We start from the raw sequence: 21,530 nt of genomic DNA, 5'->3' as shown, positions 1-21,530 counted from the left end.
ACAGTTTGCGAAAAGAAAAGCCTGCAATTGATGCCAACGTAGTTCACTTAAGCGGAGCTGCCTTGTGATTAACAGGATATCGGGTCTTTGATATTTTTACCGCCCTAGGCCGATTTGGCTTAGGGCGTTTGTCTATAAAAAAGATGGACAAGTCTCCTCGCAGACTGTTTAGACGCTTCGGCGTATTACCTGGTGACACCGCTTTGCTCATGACTTTGAGCTGACTTGCGATGAACTGACAAGCGTACTTAAAGCTGATTTCATTGGGCATTCGACCATGCTCTACTGCCGCTTGACTCGCTTCTCGTCTCACCAAGTTATAACCAAGCAGCAGCCCCCATAGCTCTTGATAGACAAGTTCGACTGTCTTACTCCTCAGCACTAACGCATTGTGTTGCATCGAACTTTTTATGTCTCGATACCCTAATTCAATTTCCCATCGCTCGTGGTAAAGCGCCGCGACTGCTCCCGCATCGTACTGCTCTCTGGGAAGAGACGTAAATACGGTTTTTGGCTTACCTTGTACCTGATAAGTCACGGCTCTCACTTGCCATGTTTCAGGTAGGTTAGGATTTTTCTTGCGTGCTTGTGGAGAGACTTTCATTTCGACTCGCATGTCGTCACTCTCTTCATCGTCCAGAAGGGTGTATTTCACCCCTTTCTTCGCCGGTAACAACCAATGTCTGTTAGCACCACTATTTTGGAGAGAAAGAAGTAAGCCTGCTCCATAAAAACCCTTATCCAATAAGGTCACGGAGTTATCCGGTAAGGAGTCAATAAAGGGCATAGCAAGAGGCATTTCGCCTCGACGATAAGGGCTTATAGCGGCATCGACAATGACATGAGAGCGAACATTCATCATGGTCACCACCCTTAATACTGGATGAGGCGTCTGTCTGTCGCTGGATGTATTACCCGACCCCAAATGGTCTCTTAGCTCCGGTGTGTCAGCGGTTCGAAAAAGCGCGCCATCCACAGCAAAGACTTGCAAACCTTGCCAAGTATCCTCAGGGTAACGCTCTAACCCCCACCTGTGGCTGCATTGCCTGAACAACCATTCTGGGGCTGCTTTGCCAAGGCGTTGCCTTGCTTGCGTTAAAGCACTTTTTGCTAACAGCTCCTCATTAGCTAACCCCTCGGCACAGACATTCATTCGCCGTGCAACTTCGGCAATCGGTTCGTTGCGGAAAAACGCTATTCCAACAATAAGCCAAAGAACCATATCACTCGGTAAGCGACGTCGACGAATCGTCGCTTTATCAGAAAGTGTTACCGCTTTAGCAATCCACTCGTCAGGAATATGCTCGGAGAAGGTGGTTAGCTGAGCGACATCAACAGGACTCTCTTCAAGAAAGTCGGCAAAGCAGTTTTGAATAGACATAAAAAAATCGGAAACCTACAAACAGGTTTCCGATTGTCTCTCATCAGGAGGATCGGTCAACCGATCCTTATCTGATCTACGTTGCGGCCAAGGCTGGGGTCTTTAGCCTTCTTCATCTGCAAAGATTGGCTACATCATCAAAGATTGCAGCGACTCCTGACTGTTGAAGCGCTTGGTAAAGAAGTCCAGAAACACACTGATATTGGTCGCCAGTTGTCGACGGGAGGAATAGACGCCATAGACCTTGAAGGGTTCTATGGGCCACTCCTGCAGCAGCGGCACCAGGGCGCCGCTGGCCAGCTCGTTCTTGCATACCGAATGGGACAACATGGCGATGCCAAAGTCATCCAGTGCCAGCTGCTTGACCATGATGGCACTGTTCACTCGAGTGCGGCGCCTGAAGCTGGCCATGGTTTTGCGGCTCCCCTTGCCCAGCGGCCAGATGGGGGCCGAGCGTGAGGTACCCAGCAAGATACCATCGTGACGGGCCAGATCTCTCGGGGTTGCCGGCGTTCCTTTGGACTTGAGATAGCCGGGGCCAGCCACCAGAATCGGCTGACGTTCAAACAGGAGCCGGGCGACAAGATCCGAAGGCTGCAGTGGGCCATACTTGATGGCGATATCATAGCCTTCGCCCACCAAGCCCACATCGGCATCGGTAAACTGTACATCCAGTTCGACGCCGGGGTAGAGACGCATAAAGCCGCTGCAGAGATTGGCGATTAACTCTTGGCTGAATGAAACCGGGATCGCAATCCGCAATGAACCGGAAACATCGTTATGGGTATTCTCGATTGTGGCCTTTGCCGCTTCCACTTCGTTGCAGATGCTGTCACAGTGTTGATAAAAGAGCGCGCCCACCTGAGTGAGGCTTATTGAGCGGGTATTTCGTTGCAGCAGACGGACCCCAAGCTGTTGTTCCAGTTGGGCGATTTTTCGGCTAATGGTAGACTTTGGCAGGCCGGTTTCACGGGCCGCCTGAGAGAAGCCTTCTGCTCTGACCACTGCTGCAAATAGGAGCATCCCATTCAAATCTGGCATGTTTTTATTACTGTCTCAAAAATGGAACATAGCGTCTAAGGCAGTTTAATGGCATTTGACGGGATAACAAAGGTATATTTATTGGCTAAAAAATTTCAGAGGCTTAGCAGAGGATCGATAGATGACCAGCAAGAAGCAGCCCGCAAACACGACTCAAGCCCAGACTCCGGATCCCCTGTTTCTGCAGGCGGAGCATTTGGCTAAGGATTTTTCGCTGTTCCCAGAGCACAGCAAACAGAGCCTTTCTGAAGAGATAAAGGGTCTGTTGGATGACGATGCCATCCAGAGTAACTTAAAGTCATTGGCGCAGTTGGATGTGGATGGCTATGTTGCCAAAGTTATCCAGCCTACCCAGGACAAGAACCGCCCAGGTGCCAAGCGAATCATTGCCGATCTGAAAGGCAAGATGATCGCCGAGAGCCACAACGGCCCATTCTACAGCGCCGAAATAGAGCTTAACTTTGGTGGTCGTAACCGCCGCATCGGCTTTATTGCCCAGGAGCGCACCACGGCCAACGGTGCCTGGATGCCCGAGCACCACCTGCAGGCCTGTGAGGCGATTCGCCATTTTGCCGAATTGTCCATGCCCATAGTTTACCTGATAGATACCCCCGGAGCCGATGCCGGTGAGGTGGCCAACAGTCACAACCAGGCGCATTCTATTTCCAAGGCGATTGCCGAGAGTGCCAACGTCGATGTGCCGACTCTGGGTATAGTGATTGGCGCCGGCTACTCAGGTGGTGCTATCCCACTGGCGGCGGCCAATATACTGTTGTCGCTGCGTGATGGTATTTTCAACACCATTCAGCCTCAGGGCCTGCAGAGCATCGCCCGCAAGTACAACCTTTCATGGCAGGAGTGTGCCAAGTCTGTGGGTGTGTCCCCGGAAGAGCTCTATACCTCAGGTTGTATCGACGGCATTGTGGATTTCTCTCCTTATGATCGCGACGAGCGTCAGCACAACCTGCGCCGCGCCATCATCAGCGCCATCGAAGCCATTGAATGTGCCGCAGTGCAGTTTGTAAAAGAATCCGATGACCTGCGCGAACACTATGATCGCAGCCTCAAGCGTTTCCTCGAACCTTCCAAGAGCCTCAAGGCATTGGAGTCCAACGCGGAAATGTCGGTTGCCATCAGCCCGACCATGCACCTTAACCTGTTCGGCAGCGCCTACCGTTATCTGCGTTATTTGACTCTGCGTAGCCGTATTCACTCCATCTCCATGGATCAGTATGGTCGCTTGTCCAAGGTGAGTGTGCCCGAAGGGGATCTGTTGGCCCGGATCCAGAAGGAGCAGGAGAAGGTGTTCCAGGCTTGGCTGTCCAGCCCGGATAAGCTGGTTTACGACGAAGAACTCAACAAGCTGTGGAGTAACTTCATCTCCAAGCGTGATGATGTTTCCACCGAGCGTAACATGCTGACCCGTCTGATCCTGGGTGAGCCGAAAGAGAACTACAAGAAGGCCCGTAAGGCGCTGCTGTTCAACATAGGTTGGTCTTTGTATCACCGCTGGAAGAGTAATGCCGCCAACAACTTCAAGGGGCTTATCCACTATCTGGAAACTCTGCCGGCAGAAGTGACTCAGGCGCCTTGGCCTGAACTGAACCAGCTGACAGTACTGGATGTAGTGGTCAATGAAGAGCTGCGTGAAGACTTCATTTGGCAGTGTTACAACATCCTGATCTTTAACGCGCTGTACGACAATGTCGTGGGTAACCTGGCCTCTATCGCCAAGGAAGCCATGATGGCCAAGAGCCTGTCGCGTCAGTCTGTTGATGGCCTGCTGCACAAGTCTATCGACCGGGCGATTTCCACTCAGGATACCGCCAACGACAAGAGCAAGTTCTACAAGTGGCTGAAGTACTTCATGTCACAGTCCAACCGTGCCGAACTGCTGACCAAGACAGAGCAGTGGAAGAGTGTGGGTTTCCCACAACTGAACGATTCGCTGTTCGTTATCCTGACTTACTTCTTCGAGCGTCTGCTGCCGGAATACTTCGACAGCGAAGAGGACAAGGGCAAGTACACAGGTGCCATCAACCCGGTGCGTATCGGTCGTCGTAAGGACTTCTGGAACCGTTTGACCATGGGGTATCAGGATCTGTTGATCCAGAAGGTGCTGCGTGACGAGAAGAAAGCCGGCAATATGACCTGGGAGAATATCATCGCCAAGTTCTTCAAGAACTTCGATGAGATCAATGGCGACAAGATGTCGGCCAACCTGCTCAACTTCCCGGGCTTCCGTCTCTCTATTGAAGATGCACTCGACAAGGGCATTCGCCCCTGTGGTTTGATCACGGGTCTGGCGGACTTTGAACATGGCGGCAAGGCGTTGCGTGTCGGGGTTGCTGTATCCAACACCGCCTTCCAGGCCGGTGCCTTCGATATGGCCAGTGCCGAGAAGTTCTCTGCGCTGCTTATTGAGTGTGCCAAGCGCAGGCTGCCGGTGATCTGCTTTATCAGCTCCGGCGGTATGCAGACCAAAGAAGGGGCTGCTGCGCTGTTCTCCATGGCCGTGGTAAACGACCGTATTACCCGTTTCGTGCGTGACAACGAACTGCCTGTGCTGATGTTCGGTTTCGGTGACTGTACCGGTGGAGCCCAGGCATCCTTCGTGACTCACCCTCTGGTGCAGACTTATTATCTGTCCGGTACCAATATGCCGTTTGCCGGTCAGATGGTGGTACCAGCTTACCTGCCATCCACTTCGACTCTGTCCAACTACCTGTCCAAGGTGCCCGGAGCGATGAATGGCCTGGTCAACAACCCATTCAGCACTCAGCTCGATGAACAGCTCAAGAGCATAGATCCTCTGATGCCTATGCCTAACGCCGAGATAAGTGATGTGTTGACCAATGCACTGTCGACTCTGGTGGTTGAAGTTGAAGAGGTCAGTGAGGAGATAGTACAGGACGATCCTCGTGCCCTGATGAAGCCTATCGACAAGGTGCTGGTACATGCCCGAGGCTGTACTGCGGTGAAACTGATCCGCAAGGCCCACGACAATGGCATTAATGTGGTACTGGTGGCGTCCGATCCTGATATGACTTCGGTTCCCGCCGACATGCTCAAGGAAAACGACAAGCTGGTTTGTCTCGGCGGTAACACTTCCGACGAGTCCTACCTGAACGCTTACTCAGTGTTGAAAGTGGCCGAGTATGAGCAGGTAGACGCACTGCACCCAGGTATCGGCTTCCTGTCGGAAAGCCCACAGTTCGCCGCCCTGTGTGTGAACAACGGGGTGAACTTTGTTGGCCCAAGTGTGCACTCGATGACAACCATGGGTAACAAGTCCAACGCCATCAAGACCTCTCAGGCGCAGAATGTGCCCGTGGTACCAGGCTCTCACGGTATTCTGACCAACGCCGAGCAAGCGGTTAACGTGGCCAACGAAATCGGCTACCCAGTGCTGCTCAAAGCGGTACAAGGTGGTGGCGGTAAGGGTATCCAAGTGGTTAAGCGCCCCGAGGATATGATTGGCCTGTTCCAGAAAACCTCCACCGAAGCGGCTGCCGCCTTTGGTAATGGTGACCTGTACCTGGAAAAATATGTGACTTCACTGCGTCACATCGAAGTCCAGTTGCTGCGTGACAAGTTCGGCAACACCAAGGTACTGGGTCTGCGTGACTGCTCGGTGCAGCGTAACAACCAGAAGGTGATTGAAGAGTCCGGTTCCACCATGCTGCCTGAAGAACTCAAGCAGAGAGTGATGGAATACACCCGTGCTCTGGGTGATGCCACCGACTATATGGGCGCAGGCACCGTTGAGTTCATCTATAACCTGGATGCCAACGAAGTCTACTTCATGGAGATGAATACCCGTCTGCAGGTAGAGCACCCGGTAACCGAAGCGACTTCCGGTATTGATATCGTCAGCGCGCAATTTGATGTGGCAGCCGGTCGCTCCATTGAAGATCTGCAGCCGCAGGAAATCGGCTATGCGATGGAAGTGCGGGTGACAGCCGAGAAGGCTGCTCTGGACAGCCAGGGCATACTGCAGTTGGTGCCAAACCCGGGTCTTATCACTGAGTGCGTGATGCCAGAGCGCGATGATGTGGAAATCATCTCTATCGCGGCCGATGGCAAAGAAGTGTCGCCATACTACGACAGCCTGATTGCCCAGATCATCATCCGCGGTGAAAGCCGGGACGATGTGATTGCCAAGATGTATGACTATCTGGATCAGGTGGTCATCAAGGGTATCGCCACCAACATCCCGCTGCTGAAGCGGATCCTGGCCGACGAGACCTTCCGTGAAGGCGTGTATGACACCAACTATCTGCCGCGCCTGATGGCCGAGCTGGATATCCCAGCCCTGATCGCCGAAATGGAAGCCGCCGCCGAAACTCAAGGTGTGGATACCGAATCGCTGCGTGTGGGTGAGTCCAACGAGCTCAAGGTGTTGGCTCAGGGCGCGGGTATCTTCTATACCTCTCCGGCACCGGGCGAAGCCGACTTCGTCAAGGAAGGCGACATAGTGACTGTCGATCAAACGCTGGCACTGACCGAAGCGATGAAGATGTTCTCTCAGGTGACACTGGCAGGCTTCAACCGCAAGGGTGCCGAGCTGTATCCAGAGGATAAGAAATACCGCATTGAGCGGATCCTCAACAGCAATGGCCAACAGGTCTCTCAAGGCGATCTGCTGTTTGTGGTCTCCCCTGTGGAAGACTGAGGCTGCTGATTGTCAGTAACCCGAAAAGACCCGCCATGTGCGCAACGTAGATCAGATAAGGATCGGTTGACCGATCCTCCTGATGAGAGACAATCGGAAACCTGTTTGTAGGTTTCCGATTTTTTATGTCTATTCAAAACTGCTTTGCCGACTTTCTTGAAGAGAGTCCTGTTGATGTCGCTCAGCTAACCACCTTCTCCGAGCATATTCCTGACGAGTGGATTGCTAAAGCGGTAACACTTTCCGATAAAGCGACGATTCGTCGACGTCGCTTACCGAGTGATATGGTTCTTTGGCTTATTGTTGGAATGGCGTTTTTCCGCAACGAACCGATTGCCGAAGTCGCACGGCGAATGAATGTCTGTGCCGAGGGGTTAGCCGATGAGGAGCTGTTAGCAAAAAGTGCTTTAACGCAAGCAAGGCAACGCCTTGGCAAAGCAGCCCCAGAATGGTTATTTAGGCAATGCAGCCACAGGTGGGGGTTAGAGCGTTACCCTGAGGATACTTGGCAAGGTTTGCAAGTCTTTGCTGTGGATGGCGCGCTTTTTCGAACCGCTGACACACCGGAGCTAAGAGACCATTTTGGGTCAGGGAATACATCCAGTGACAGACAGACGCCTCATCCAGTATTAAGGGTGGTGACCATGATGAATGTTCGCTCTCATGTCATTGTCGATGCCGCTATAAGCCCTTATCGTCGAGGCGAAATTCCTCTTGCTATGCCCTTTATTGACGCCTTACCGGATAACTCCGTGACCTTATTGGATAAGGGGTTTTATGGAGCAGACTTACTCCTTTCTCTCCAAAATAGTGGTGCTAACAGACATTGGTTGTTACCGGCGAAGAAGGGGGTGAAATACACCCTTCTGGACGATGAAGAGAGTGACGACATGCGAGTCGAAATGAAAGTCTCTCCACAAGCACGCAAGAAAAATCCTAACCTACCTGAAACATGGCAAGTGAGAGCCGTGACTTATCAGGTACAAGGTAAGCAAAAAACCGTATTTACGTCTCTTCCCAGAGAGCAGTACGATGCGGAATCAGTCGCGGCGCTTTACCACGAGCGATGGGAAATTGAATTAGGGTATCGAGACATAAAAAGTTCGATGCAACACAATGCGTTAGTGCTGAGGAGTAAGACTGTCGAACTTGTCTATCAAGAGTTATGGGGGCTGCTGCTTGGTTATAACTTGGTGAGACGAGAAGCGAGTCAGGCGGCAGTAGAGCATGGTCGAATGCCCAATGAAATCAGCTTTAAGTACGCTTGTCAGTTCATCGCAAGTCAGCTCAAAGTCATGAGCAAAGCGGTGTCACCAGGTAATACGCCGAAGCGTCTAAACAGTCTGCGAGGAGACTTGTCCATCCTTTTTATAGACAAACGCCCTAAGCCAAATCGGCCTAGGGCGGTAAAAATATCAAAGACCCGATATCCTGTTAATCACAAGGCAGCTCCGCTTAAGTGAACTACGTTGCGCCATGTGCGGGTCTTTTGTTTCTTAACGGTTGGATTCAATTTCAGATGGCGCAGCATATGACCAGAAGCTGATGTTTTTGAACTAATATTGAATGTATCCTGAATCGCCGGAGCTTACAGATTGCTGAGATATTTGCGGCCCATATTGTTTGGCAGCCTTTTACTGGCAACGGCCGCAGTCAATGCAGTCACGATTCCCTATTGTGTCGACCCCGACTGGATGCCCTATGAAGGCATAGACCAAGGCAAGCACGTGGGGATCTCTTCCGGCTTTCTTGAGCTTATCGATCAGCAGACAGATTGGCAGTTTCAGCTGGTGCCCACCGAGAGCTGGCAACAGACATTAGCCTACTTGAAGCAGCAACGCTGTGTATTCACCCCCATGCTCAACTACACTCCCAGGCGCGCTGAGTTCTTATATTTCAGCGATATCTATAGCCGTTCTCCCAATGTGTTGGTTTCCCGCCACGAGCAACCCTTTCTGCAAAGTATGGAACAGGTCGGTGATAGAAGCCTGGCAATCCCCAGAGGTTACCGCTTGCTGGATTATGTGCGCCAGAACTATCCCAAGATCCGCATTATTCTGGCCGAGACAGAGCAGCAGGGATTGGAGATGGTCTCCAGCGGTGAGGCGGATCTATTTATCGGCTCTATGTATTCCATCAATGCCCGCATTCAGCAGAGTGGGTTGTTCAATCTCAAAATCGCTGGTTGGGCCGGGCCAGAGGATCAGTTCCGGATGGCGGTAACAGAGAATGCCAAATGGATGTTACCCGAGCTCAATCATTTACTGGCGCAGATTTCCGATGAACACAGGGCCAGGCTGTACCGGCAGTGGAGCAATATGGCGGTGCTGGAACAGACAGATTACCGAATGTTCTGGCAGTTGTTGGCGGTGGCAACATTGATCTTCGGTGCCTTGCTGGCACGTAACCGCTGGATTAGTAAATACAACCGCGAGTTGACAGCCAAGAATCAACAACTGGAACAATTGCGCAATCAGTTGCTGGAAACCAACAGAGAACTTGAGTTTATTTCGACCCACGACCCTTTGACCAAGTTATATAACCGTCACTATTTCCACCGACACTTCGCCGCCGAACACCGCAGTAACTCGGCACAAGGGCACACGTCGCTGATAGTAATAGACATAGATTTTTTTAAAGAGATCAATGATCGTCATGGCCACAGTGTGGGAGATTCGATTCTCCGCGAACTGGCGGCTCTGCTCAAAGATGGTGCCCGTGAACAGGATCTGGTGGCACGCTGGGGTGGTGAGGAGTTTATGATCATCTGCCCGGATACCGACTGTGTACAGGCGGGGCGTTTATGTGAACGCCTGGCACTGGCGATGAAGGTTTATCCCTTTTCAGCCGGTGTTAGCCTGAGTTGCAGTTTTGGACTGACAGAACTTAAAGCCGGTGAATCGATCTGGAGTGCATTTGACCGGGCAGATTTGGCCTTGTACCGGGCCAAGTCGGAAGGTCGCAATAGGATCTGCTGCGATCCCGAATCCGATCGAGCCGATAAAATCAGCTCAAATTCGTCAGCTTAGCGCTGTAGCGGCGCTTTTATACAATCAATTTCTGCATTAATCGCTCGAATATAGAAAATATTGAATTTCAAGATATTGAATTTAATGAATTTTATTTTTGTTGCCCGTCTGTGATGACAAACTGGTGAAAATTGAAACTGCTGATTGCAGCCTATAGGGGTTTCGGTGTTATAATACGCGCCTTATTTATGGGGTTCCGTCTGTCGCAGCTTTGAAGTGGCATACTCCGTCTCCTATTAACTAATCATTTGAAGTTGAATCATGACTGACTTATCAAAATACAGAAACATTGGTATTTTTGCTCACGTTGACGCGGGTAAAACCACTACCACAGAACGTATCCTGAAACTGACCGGCAAAATCCACAAGATGGGTGACAGCCATGACGGTACCACCACTACTGACTTCATGGAGCAGGAAGCTGAGCGCGGTATTACCATTCAGTCTGCTGCGGTAAGTTGCTTCTGGAAAGATCACCGCTTCAACATCATCGATACCCCCGGACACGTTGACTTCACCGTTGAAGTATATCGTTCTCTGAAAGTTCTGGACGGCGGTGTTGGTGTATTCTGTGGTTCCGGCGGTGTTGAGCCTCAGTCCGAAACCAACTGGCGCTATGCTAACGAATCCGAAGTTGCCCGTATCATCTTCGTAAACAAGCTGGACCGTATGGGTGCCGACTTCCTGCGTGTTGTTGGTCAAATCAAGCGCGTTCTGGCTGCGACACCACTGGTTATGACTCTGCCTATCGGTATCGAAGACGAGTTCAAGGGTGTTGTTGACGTACTGAACCGCAAAGCCTATGTATGGGATGAGTCTGGTCTGCCAGAAAACTACTCTGTAGAAGAAGTTCCAGAAGACATGGTTGATCTGGTTGAAGAATACCGTGAGCAACTGATCGAGACTGCCGTTGAGCAGGACGACGACCTGATGGAAGCCTACATGGAAGGTGAAGAGCCTTCTATCGAAGACCTGAAGCGTTGTATCCGTAAAGGTACCATCAACCTGTCATTCTTCCCCACATACTGTGGTTCTGCTTACCGTAACAAGGGTATGCAGCTGGTTCTGGATGCAGTTGTTGACTACCTGCCATCTCCAACAGAAGTTGAGCCTCAGCCTCTGACTGACCCAGAAACTGGTGAAGAAACCGGTGAAGTAGCTACTGTATCTGCCGATGAGCCACTGCGCGCACTGGCGTTCAAGATCATGGATGACCGTTTCGGCGCCCTGACCTTTATCCGTATCTACTCTGGTAAGCTGAAGAAAGGTGACACTATCCTGAACTCTGCTACCGGTAAGACCGAGCGTATTGGCCGTATGGTTGAGATGCACGCTAACGATCGTAAAGAGATCGATTCTGCTCAAGCCGGTGACATCATCGCTGTTGTAGGTATGAAGAACGTTCAGACTGGTCACACTCTGTGTGATCCTAAGCACGAATGTACTCTTGAGCCTATGATCTTCCCTGAGCCAGTGATCTCTATCGCTGTAACTCCTAAGGACAAAGGCGCTTCTGAGAAGCTGGGTGTTGCTCTGGGTAAGATGGTTGCAGAAGATCCATCATTCCAGGTTGAAACCGACCAAGAAACTGGTGAAACCATCCTTAAGGGTATGGGTGAATTGCACCTGGACATCAAAGTAGACATCCTGAAGCGTACTCACGGTGTTGAACTGACTGTTGGTGCTCCACAGGTAGCTTACCGTGAAACCATCACTCAAGCCGTTGAAGACAGCTACACTCACAAGAAGCAGTCTGGTGGTTCTGGTCAGTTCGGTAAGATCGACTACCGCATCCGTCCAGGCGAAGCTGGTAGTGGCTTCAAGTTCACCTCCAGCGTTGTTGGTGGTAACGTACCTCGTGAATTCTGGCCAGCAGTTGAAAGCGGCTTCGAAGACATGATGAACGAAGGTCCTCTGGCTGGCTTCCCAGTACTGGACGTTGAAGTTGAACTGTTCGACGGTGGTTACCACGCAGTTGACTCCTCAGCAATCGCGTTCGAAATCGCTGCCAAGGGTGCATTCCGTCAGTCTATGCCTAAGGCCAAGCCTCAGTTGCTGGAGCCTGTGATGAAGGTTGACGTGTTCACTCCAGACGATCACGTTGGTGACGTTATCGGTGACCTGAACCGTCGTCGCGGTATGATCAAGGATCAGGAAGCTGGTCTGACTGGCGTACGTGTTAAGGCTGACGTGCCACTGGCAGAAATGTTCGGTTACATCGGTCACCTGCGTACCATGACTTCTGGTCGTGGTCAGTTCTCCATGGAGTTCTCTCACTATGCTCCATGTCCTGCCAACGTGGCTGAGACTGTTATCGCAGAAACCAAGGCTCGTAACGCAGCCAAGAAATAAGGATTAATTATCCTGATAAAAACCCGCCTTGATGGCGGGTTTTTTTATGGGCGAATATCCAGTGCCGCGAAGCCAGCAGAATCAAACTTGCACTCAGCTCGGCGGATGCCGATGAATATCAATGGGCAATCGTATGGCAACTGTTTCTGAAAGTGGCATATGTGGCAAAGGAGCAACCTAAGATAAAGGAGATAAAGGAGCTGGGATTGGCAGAGAATTACCGTGAGGAAGCCACTGCGAATATCAGTAGCTGGGGGAACCGAAATAGGTGAGCAGATAAACAAAAGCCAGCTCGATAAGCTGGCTTTGTGCAGGGCCGATAACGCGTGTTTATCAGTCTTCCAGGTTACCGCAGAAACGGTAGCCTTCGCCGTGGATGGTGGCGATGATTTCCGGTGTATCAGGCACACTTTCGAAGTGCTTACGAATACGACGGATAGTCACGTCAACAGTACGGTCGTGTGGCTTGAGCTCACGGCCGGTCATTTTCATCAGCAGCTCAGCGCGGCTGAGGATCTTGCCTGGGTTTTCCACAAAGTGCAGCATAGCGCGGAATTCGCTACGTGGCAGCTTGTAAGATTCACCCTGTGGGCTCACCAGAGAACGGCTGTTGATTTCCAGGCTCCAACCATTGAAACGATAGTATTCAACGGCAGCCTTTTCTTCAATTTCAGCGCCAGAGCTGTTGACTCGAGTCAGCAGGTTACGGGCACGAATGGTCAGTTCACGAGGGTTGAACGGCTTGGTGATGTAATCATCGGCACCGATCTCCAATCCAAGGATCTTGTCCACTTCGTTGTCACGGCCAGTAAGGAAGATGAGACCGATATTGTTGATTTCGCGCAATTCCCGCGCCAACAGCAAACCATTCTTACCTGGCAGGTTGATATCCATAACCACCAGGTTCACCTTGTTTTCCTGCAAGGCTTTGTGCATCTCTGCGCCATCATTGGCTTCGGTTACCACATAACCTTCTGCCTCAAAAATACTTCTCAGCGTGTTACGGGTAACGGCTTCATCTTCAACGATCAGAATGTGCGGGTTTTGCATGTTATTTACCTAATTAAATCAGTTTATCTAACCATGAGCGCGGGTGACGCTCCGCTATACTCTCTAAAACGCCAACATTCACAGGGTTCACGTAAGTGCTGTTCAAAACTGAAATGAAACGGCAACACACTTCATGATTAGCAAAAAGTATGCTCTCCACCCGGAGAGGCGCGAACTGTACTGTCTAGGATTCCCAGTGGCGGGATTTAGTTCCTGAAAGACATGGAAAATCCAGAAAATGTCATCTTAAAACCAGATTACATTTGGTACAGAGTCGTTATCGATAGAGACTTATGCTGTAGCGTAATGGCGCTAGCCGGGTCACACACTTAACTCTAAGCCTCTGTCGATACAATCCATTGTACTAGGATTGGGCATTTGTTAACAAATGAAATGTTAACAAATTAATGTTTAACTATGATCTATATCACAAGTTTTTGCTTTACCTATTGAAAGATAAGCATTTTGTATTTTGTCTTACTGTGAGCTTGCTCACGGGGCTAGGGGAATGCAAAAGCCTTTGCTAGAATAAATCCGGTTCATTAGAGACAGATACTACAATGGATGCTGCATTTGAAAGTCTCTGGCAGTACTACCAGAGCGCATGCTTTTTATTGACTCAGTCGTTTTCTTCCGCTGTTCCTTTCGCTATTGTCACCGCCCATAATCCCCTTGGGCAAAAACTCACTTCTTGCCAAAACCGCCTTCTCGATCGGCAGCTACAACACGATATTGATAAGCTGGGCATTCCTTACCGGGCGATCATAGGCGCTGCCGATGATCTCAGTCATATGGAAAAAAGCTGGGCTCTGTTTCTGGATAAGGCTGCGGCAATCGAACTGGCATCAAAGTATCGACAAAATGCCCTTTACTACGTTGATAGTGGGCTCTTGACCTTGGTGCCTTGCCTGAAAGGGGAGCGAGAGGTGGCGCTTGGACAGTTTGCTGCCAGGGCGCGCCTGGTCAGCGAGTTACCCGAGCTCAGTGACGGATGAGTTGAGGAAATTTCATCCTGCGCAAATTAGCATTGACTTCATAAGGACTTTATTGCTAATTTTTTCATCCCTTTCGCGAGAAAGGAACAGAAGAGGTGCGTTAACTAGGTAGTGAGTCAGAGGAGGCCAATTCTCCAATGACGGCTCATGAGGGAGATTAACGCCGAGGTCGGGATGCGTATTGGCTACGCTTCCGGTCGGTTGGTCAGGCTGAATCCTGGCGACTGTCACCTGGTTTTGGTGGAGAGCTTCTGGTGACGATCGCTGTTTCCCTGCTATGGGGTGCGTTATCTCTGCACCAGGCTCTTCGAACGTTATCTGTTCGGAGCTTAACTCATGAAATCTATTCTCGTTATCGACCTTTCCCTGTTACCTGCCTGTGGGGGAATGCGCTGATGTCTCTTGTTGTTGCCAAGTTTGGTGGTACCTCAGTTGCCGATTATCCGGCGATGAATCGCTGTGCCGATATAGTGCTTGGAAACCCGGCCACCCGTCTGGTTGTGGTCAGTGCATCCAGTGGCGTAACCAATCTGTTGGTGGAGCTGTCCCAGGCCGACATGGGGGATGAGCGCCGTCTCAAGCTATTGAAAGAGATAGCCACCATTCAATACGCAATTCTGGATAAACTTGGCAGACCGGCAGATGTTGCCGCGGCGCTGGATGCTTTGCTCAGCCGCATGGCAACGCTCAGTGCCAAGTTATTGCAGGCGCCGAGTCATGCTATGGTCGATGAGATCCTATCTTTGGGCGAACAGTGTTCTTCAGCGCTGTTTGCCGCGGTATTGAGAGAACGTGGTGCCAAGGCCAGCGCCTTTGATGTGCGCCTGGTGATGCGTACCGATAGCCATTTCGGTAAGGCCGAGCCACAAATCGCCGAGTTGAAGCGACTGGCGACAGAGAAATTGCAACCCTTGCTTGAGCAGCAACTGCTGGTGACCCAGGGCTTTATCGGCGCCGATGCCGATGGCCGAACCACTACGCTTGGGCGTGGTGGCAGCGATTATTCTGCGGCCCTGTTGGCTGAGGCGCTGGAAGCTGATGCGGTCGAGATCTGGACCGATGTAGAAGGAATTTACACCACAGATCCCAGACTGGCTCCCAACGCCAGGCCTATCGCAGAAATCAGTTTTAATGAGGCGGCAGAGATGGCTACTTTCGGTGCCAAGGTGTTGCACCCTGCCACCATCTTGCCGGCGGTGCGTCAACAGATCCAGGTGTTTGTCGGCTCCAGTCGGGCACCGGAAAAAGGTGGCACCTGGATCCGTCACCAAGTGGAAGATGAGCCGGTATTCAGGGCCGTTGCGGTGAGACGAGATCAGACCCTACTTAACTTGCACAGTTTGCAGATGTTGCATGCCCAGGGCTTTTTGGCAGAGACCTTTGCCGTGTTGGCGCGGCACAAGATCAGTGTCGATCTCATTACCACCTCAGAGGTGAACGTGTCGCTGACGCTGGACAAAACGGGCTCAGATTCGGCCGGCAAGGGGCTTCTGACCGAAGCCCTGCTGCAGGAATTGTCGCAAAACTGCCGTGTGCGGGTGGAAGATAAGCTGGCTCTGGTGGCCATCATAGGCAACAAGATAGCCACTACTGCCGGGATTTGTCGCCGGGTATTTGAAGTGCTCGAACCCCACAACGTCAGGATGATCTGTCAGGGCGCCAGTCCGCACAATCTTTGTGTCTTGGTGTCGGAAGCCGAAGCCGGTGATGTTGTTGCCGCTTTGCATCGTAACCTGTTTGAAGGGGCTCAGGATGCAGCTTGAACATCTGCCGGTTGGGGAGCTGGCTGCCGGCCAGCCCTTGACCATACCTGTTTATCGCTTCAAAGGTGCCAGCGATGCGGCGCCCAGCGTCTATATTCAGGCCAATGTGCATGGCGCCGAGGTGCAGGGCAATGCGGTGATTTTGCAGTTGCTGCAGTACTTCAAGGCCCATCCGCCTCTGGGAGATATCACCCTGGTGCCTCTGGCCAACCCCTTGGGGATTAACCAGAAAAGCGGTGAGTTTACCTTGGGCCGTTTCGATCCCATCACAGGTATCAACTGGAACCGAGCCTATCTGGATCAGGCCGTCCACCTGGATGACTGGTATCTGCAGCACGGTGAGCTGCCGGAGCAAGCACTGTTTGACGCTTTTCGTCGTCTTCTTATTGCCAACTGTGAACAGGCATTAGCCAATCCCTGGGGAGTGACGACCGGGCAGAGATTGGCGCTCAATCTGCAGAAACTGGCACACGGCGCTGACATAGTGCTGGATCTGCACACCGGCCCCAAGTCCTGTAAACATCTCTATTGCCCCGAGTATGAGCTGTCCGCTGCCGGCTACTTTCATATTCCCTATACCCTGGTGATGCCTAAAGGTTTTGGCGGCGCGATGGATGAAGCGGCCTTCAATCCCTGGTGGCAGCTCAGCGACTATGCCAATAGCCGGGGCAGAGAGCTGAAAGTCGCAGTGTCGGCCTTTACTTTGGAGCTTGGCAGCCAGGAGCGTATCGATCTTGCTGATGCCAGCCGGGATGCGGAAGGCATATTAAGTTATCTGAGCTATAGAGAGGTGATAGCCCAGAGCATACAGCCCGAGGTGATGTCGCGTTTTGCTTGTATGCTGAAAGACTATCGAAAGTTTCACGCACCTATGGCAGGTATGGTGGAGTATCTGGCCGAGCCGGGAGTACCTTTGGCTGCGGGCGCGCCTCTGGTCAATATGCTCAGGCTCGACCGAGTCGATGCCGGCACTGAAGTCACCAGGCTCTCACTCAATGAGGATGTGATCCCCGTGCTGCATTTTGCCTCGGCGTCTGTGCATCAAGGTACTGAGCTCTACAAGGTGATGACCAACTACTTCACTCTTTCTGGTTAAGTCAAAGCCGGATATGAAATCCTTTTTAGCGTCTACCATTCTGTAACTGGCTGATAATTTGTAATATTTTGTGTCTTTTGTTTCTTGTTTGTATCAATTGGTGTTACAAGAATTAATCCCTTTGTATTAAGGGAGTGTTTTTGAGCATGGAAACATAAAACAACAATAAGCAGTCTTATAGGGAGTAGACAAGTGAAGAGTCAAGTTGCAATAGCCGTTTCAGCAGCGCTGTTATCTATGGCATTCCATTCAGAAGCCGCGCCAGTGAGCGTATCGGATCCATTTATTTCGTCGGATCTGCTTAGTGCGTCCAGCGACCTCAAAGGACAACAGCAAGGGGTGGGGCAACATAAGTTTGTCAAAGAGCCTGGACTTGCAGAGGGTAAATACACTTATATAGTGCGCCTTAAAGATCCCTCTGTGGCGAATTATGCCGGTGGTATTTCCGGGCTTGAAGCCACCAGTCCACAACGAAGCCAAGGGCTGGCGCCCCAAAAGGCTCCCAAGCTGAATACCGCCAGTGTGGCGGTGAAGTCCTACGTGAAGTATTTGAATGCCAAACAACAGAACTTTTTAATGAGTGCCGCGGCCCAAGGGGTTCAGTTGCAGGCCAAGGCCAGATATCACTATGCCTTTAATGGCCTGGCTGTCACCATGGATCAGCAGCAGGCTGAAGCCCTGTCCAAGTTACCCGAAGTGGCGTTCATTGAGCGGGAAAGCCTCTATTCAATGGATACCGACAGTAGCCAGAGCATGATAGGTTCTCCCAAAGTGTGGGACGGCAGTGCAACAGGGACCCGGGCTATGGGTGAAGGGGTCATAGTCGGGGTGATCGATTCGGGGATCAACAGTGATCATCCATCCTTTGCCGACATTGGGGGAGATGGTTACGACCATACTAACCCCTGGGGGCAGGGGGTCTACGTCGGTGATTGTGCGGCAGAGTTTTCTGACATGTGCAACGACAAGTTAATCGGGGTCAGAAGTTATCCTGAGATTACCGACAGTTATGATGATGAAGAGGTCTTTGGCCCAACACCTCCTGCCAAGAATGGTGAGGATTATGGGGGCCATGGTTCTCATACTGCCAGTACTGCTGCGGGCAATATCCTTAAGAATGTTCCCTATGTTGCCGGTGAAGTCGGTGAGGCTCAGGGGGATGGCATTGAGACCGGGCTCGAATTTACACAGATCTCCGGGGTCGCCCCCCATGCCAACATTGTTGCCTATCAGATCTGCCGTCCGGGCAACAATGGCGATAGATATTCAGGTTGTCCCACATCGGCGATTCTCAAAGCGTTGGATGATGCCATTGCCGACGGTGTGGATGTGATCAACTATTCCATCAGCGGCGGTGGTTTCCCTTGGTCAAGCGCGACAGAGATGAGCTTCCTGGCTGCCCGTAATGCCGGCATCTTCTCTGCCGTATCGGCCGGAAATACCTCTGCTTCGGTTAGCCAAGTTCCCTTTTCTTCACCCAAAAATGCGCCCTGGTATACCTCAGTCGCGGCATCTACCCACAACCGGGAAGTGCGTTCCATTCTGGAGTTCAACGGTGACCAACTGGACTACACTCAGGGAACCGGGCCGGTAATGACTACAGATATCAGTGCACCTTTGGTGTATGCCGGTGACTTGGCAGCTGATAATTTCGAAGGTTGTAACGCCTTTGCCGCCGATGCGTTCAAGGAACAGTTGGCGCTGATTAAGCGCGGCGGTTGTAACTTTGCCGATAAGGTCAATAATGCCAAAGATGCGGGGGCAGTAGGGGTTATCGTCTTTAACAAAGACGGTGAAGGCAACGTCAGAACCAAGATGTCCGGACTGGGCAACACCAGTATCCCTTCTGTTTTCATCGGTAATATTGATGGCTTGGCTGTTGTGGATGCGCTGGCGGCCACGCCAGGGCTGGTGGCCAAAATCAATGCCACTCCATCGGCCGTTGAGCGTCAGGCAGATGTGTTGGGCGACTTCTCTCTACTCGGGCCAAATCGTTACTTCGATGTGATTGCGCCTTCGATTTCAGCACCGGGTGTGGACATCTATGCCGCTTATGCCGATGAGCAGTATGGCCATGAAGTAACAGGGACAGATCCTGCCGATTATACCTTGATGTCCGGTACTTCCATGTCCAGCCCTCATGTGGCGGGCGCCGGGGCGCTGCTGAAGTCGGCTCATCCTGAGTGGACACCGGATAATATCCGTTCAGCCTTGATGCTGACGGCAACTACGGCCAGTGCTATGACCAAGGCCGATGGCAAGACTACCGCGGATCCGTTTGATGTGGGTGCCGGCCGGATCCGGGTCGATTTGGCCGCCAAGACAGGGCTCATCATGGATGAGTTGGCGGACAATTATGAGTTTGCCAATCCAGAACTCGGTGGTGATCCCAGACGTTTGAATCTTCCCAGCATGTCCACTAGCCAATGTGTTAACAGTTGCAGTTGGACTCGAAAAGTCACGGCGACCAAAGACGGCGTATGGAGCGCTGCCGGGGTGGCGACGACTGAAGGGCTGAAAATAACGGTTTCGCCTGAAAACTTCACTCTGACCAAGGGGCAGTCACAGGTGGTGACTGTCACTGCCGATATCACAGGGGTGAGCTCCAGTGATTGGGCGTTTGGTAACCTGCTGTTGACCTCGAGCAACCACCCTGATGCGGCTATGCCGGTGGCGGTCAAGGCTTCCCGTGACAACCTGCCGGACAGCTTTACCATCCGGGCAGGACGAGATGCCGATGAGCTGACTTTCAGCCAGCTCAAATCGCTGGATATGACGGGACTGGATGCAGAGGTATCTGCCTTGGCACTGGCCGACAGCTTTGAAGGCGTGCTGAAGCAAGATTCGGATGTTGGTAGCTTCCTGGACGACATTACCGACGGCGTTGCCTACGTTGTTTACAGTGTTGAAGATGGTGCCAAGCTGTTCAATACGGCCATTACTGCCACCAACTCTCCGGATTTGGATCTCTATGTGGCAATAGACAGGGACGGTGACGGGGCGCTGGATGCCCTTGTTGGCCAATCGGCCAGAGCCGGTTCTGATGAATCTGTCAGCATCAGTAATCCAGAAGCCGGTGATTACTATATCTTTGTGCAAAACTATGAGGCCTCAGCCGCCAATGCCGAAGATCCCTTCACCCTGAAAACTTCAGTGGTAGAGGCAGGTCCGGCTCAGGACAACTTTACTCTGACCAAGACGGGTGATAACGAGGACTTCTCACTGAAGTTTGCCTGGAAGGATAATTTTGCCGCCAGCGACCTGGGTTATGCCGTAGTAACTCTGACGTCCAGCGATACCAGCATCGCGGCCAAGAACTTGCCGGTTGCTTTCAGCCGAGTCGTTGATGATGTGCAAATGCCTGCGGCCAGTGTGCTCAGTGGAGAGATGGCCCCCGGACAGCCAGTAACCATGGCTGTAACTATTGCTGCCAATGCTTCCCCGGAGGCTCGGGAATATCAAATCAAGGCCATGGTGCCGGAAGGACATGAAGTCACGGCTATCAGCGACCAAGGAGAACTGGCTCAAGGAGTATTGAGTTGGACTCATGTGATGCAAACCGGCGATCCGGCCAAAACGCTGAGCTTCAAGTTTATCCCGCGTAAACAGGGGCAGGGCAATAAGCTGATATTGAGCAATACCGTAGTCAATGATACCGCCGAGGTGCTGACTCAGGAGTATCTGTTCGATGTTAAAGAAGGGGCCCCTGTTATCAAAGTTGATGCACCGGACCGAGTGGCAGAGCGCAAGAGCTTTGTTATCGATGCGTCTGCCTCGGCCGATCCCAATGGCGATGCTGTCAGCTATCAATGGACTCAGATTGCCGGTGCACCACTGAAGTTTGACAGCTCGGCGGCCAAGCTGGAGCTGACGGCACCTGAAGTGGGAGGCTCTGGCGATTTGCTGACTTTCAATCTGAAGGTGAGTGACTCCAAGGGTAACAGCACCACAGAAACTGTCAGCATAGTGGTCTTTGACTTCGAGCGTGACGGTGGTGGTTCGCTGGGTTGGTTGTCGCTGCTATTGCTGCCTTTGGGGTGGCTGCGCAGGAAATCGAGCTAAGGAAGGTGCGAGCAAGTCCTGTGTGCTCTGCGTTGGCTTACAGGCCTGGATGCAAGGCGTGGTTTGCAGCAAATGGCCATAGTCCT

11 protein-coding genes and 1 riboswitch are annotated in these 21,530 nt (G+C 51.8%); of the genes, 8 read left to right on the top strand and 3 right to left on the bottom strand.

Going from position 1 to position 21,530, the window contains the following annotated elements:
• Positions 1-43: 43 nt before the first annotated feature.
• A complete protein-coding gene (locus tag ACSHSR_RS17950) occupies positions 44-1,381 on the bottom strand; it encodes an IS4 family transposase (RefSeq protein WP_479631010.1) in 1,338 nt (445 codons plus the stop codon).
• A 129-nt stretch (positions 1,382-1,510) separates the two neighbouring features.
• Positions 1,511-2,422, bottom strand: coding sequence for a LysR family transcriptional regulator (locus tag ACSHSR_RS17945; RefSeq protein WP_025008920.1), 912 nt, complete (start codon positions 2,420-2,422; stop codon positions 1,511-1,513).
• Positions 2,423-2,543: 121 nt separating this feature from the next.
• Here ACSHSR_RS17945 and ACSHSR_RS17940 point away from each other — a divergent pair, with 121 nt between their 5' ends.
• The 4 genes from ACSHSR_RS17940 (at position 2,544) to fusA (ending at position 12,478) form a co-directional block, all read left to right on the top strand.
• Complete coding sequence (locus tag ACSHSR_RS17940; protein WP_144379650.1) at positions 2,544-7,097, top strand: ATP-binding protein; 4,554 nt, start codon at positions 2,544-2,546, stop codon at positions 7,095-7,097.
• 125 nt (positions 7,098-7,222) lie between these two features.
• Complete coding sequence (locus ACSHSR_RS17935; RefSeq protein ID WP_186264650.1) at positions 7,223-8,560, top strand: IS4 family transposase; 1,338 nt, start codon at positions 7,223-7,225, stop codon at positions 8,558-8,560.
• 132 nt (positions 8,561-8,692) lie between these two features.
• Positions 8,693-10,126, top strand: a complete 1,434-nt coding sequence (locus ACSHSR_RS17930) for a diguanylate cyclase (RefSeq protein ID WP_107005081.1) — start codon at positions 8,693-8,695, stop codon at positions 10,124-10,126.
• A 261-nt stretch (positions 10,127-10,387) separates the two neighbouring features.
• On the top strand, positions 10,388-12,478 hold the full coding sequence (gene fusA, locus ACSHSR_RS17925) for an elongation factor G (protein ID WP_096140981.1): 2,091 nt from the start codon (positions 10,388-10,390) through the stop codon (positions 12,476-12,478).
• A gap of 333 nt (positions 12,479-12,811) precedes the next feature.
• On the opposite strand, the gene arcA is transcribed toward fusA, so the two are convergent.
• A complete protein-coding gene (gene arcA / locus ACSHSR_RS17920) occupies positions 12,812-13,528 on the bottom strand; it encodes a two-component system response regulator ArcA (RefSeq protein ID WP_025008928.1) in 717 nt (238 codons plus the stop codon).
• A 560-nt stretch (positions 13,529-14,088) separates the two neighbouring features.
• Here arcA and ACSHSR_RS17915 point away from each other — a divergent pair.
• The 4 genes from ACSHSR_RS17915 (at position 14,089) to ACSHSR_RS17900 (ending at position 21,444) form a co-directional block, all read left to right on the top strand.
• Positions 14,089-14,523, top strand: a complete 435-nt coding sequence (locus ACSHSR_RS17915; protein ID WP_025008929.1) for a DUF3293 domain-containing protein — start codon at positions 14,089-14,091, stop codon at positions 14,521-14,523.
• Between the two features lie 82 nt (positions 14,524-14,605).
• Positions 14,606-14,782, top strand: a riboswitch (Lysine riboswitch).
• A gap of 136 nt (positions 14,783-14,918) precedes the next feature.
• Positions 14,919-16,286: a lysine-sensitive aspartokinase 3 gene (gene lysC, locus ACSHSR_RS17910; RefSeq protein WP_101058606.1), complete on the top strand. Its 1,368-nt coding sequence runs from the start codon at positions 14,919-14,921 to the stop codon at positions 16,284-16,286.
• Entirely contained in the window at positions 16,276-17,382 is a 1,107-nt protein-coding gene (locus tag ACSHSR_RS17905) for a succinylglutamate desuccinylase/aspartoacylase family protein (protein ID WP_479631009.1), read from the top strand. Before lysC ends, ACSHSR_RS17905 begins: the two co-directional genes overlap by 11 nt.
• 192 nt (positions 17,383-17,574) lie before the next feature.
• Positions 17,575-21,444, top strand: coding sequence for a S8 family serine peptidase (locus ACSHSR_RS17900; protein WP_479631008.1), 3,870 nt, complete (start codon positions 17,575-17,577; stop codon positions 21,442-21,444).
• Positions 21,445-21,530: the final 86 nt, after the last annotated feature.

This window comes from Shewanella sp. VK101, assembly GCF_056497865.1.
The sequence above is the reverse complement of the archived record's forward strand: the minus strand, read 5'-3'. Positions and strand labels throughout refer to the sequence as shown.

Bases quoted from the DNA above. Each gene is read 5' to 3' on its own strand.
- ACSHSR_RS17945 (WP_025008920.1), bottom strand. From the start codon at position 2,422: ATGCCAGATTTGAATGGGATGCTCCTATTTGCAGCAGTGGTCAGAGCA.
- ACSHSR_RS17935 (WP_186264650.1), top strand. From the start codon at position 7,223: ATGTCTATTCAAAACTGCTTTGCCGACTTTCTTGAAGAGAGTCCTGTT.
- fusA (WP_096140981.1), top strand. From the start codon at position 10,388: ATGACTGACTTATCAAAATACAGAAACATTGGTATTTTTGCTCACGTT.
- ACSHSR_RS17905 (WP_479631009.1), top strand. From the start codon at position 16,276: ATGCAGCTTGAACATCTGCCGGTTGGGGAGCTGGCTGCCGGCCAGCCC.
- arcA (WP_025008928.1), bottom strand. From the start codon at position 13,528: ATGCAAAACCCGCACATTCTGATCGTTGAAGATGAAGCCGTTACCCGT.
- ACSHSR_RS17915 (WP_025008929.1), top strand. From the start codon at position 14,089: ATGGATGCTGCATTTGAAAGTCTCTGGCAGTACTACCAGAGCGCATGC.
- lysC (WP_101058606.1), top strand. From the start codon at position 14,919: ATGTCTCTTGTTGTTGCCAAGTTTGGTGGTACCTCAGTTGCCGATTAT.
- ACSHSR_RS17940 (WP_144379650.1), top strand. From the start codon at position 2,544: ATGACCAGCAAGAAGCAGCCCGCAAACACGACTCAAGCCCAGACTCCG.
- ACSHSR_RS17950 (WP_479631010.1), bottom strand. From the start codon at position 1,381: ATGTCTATTCAAAACTGCTTTGCCGACTTTCTTGAAGAGAGTCCTGTT.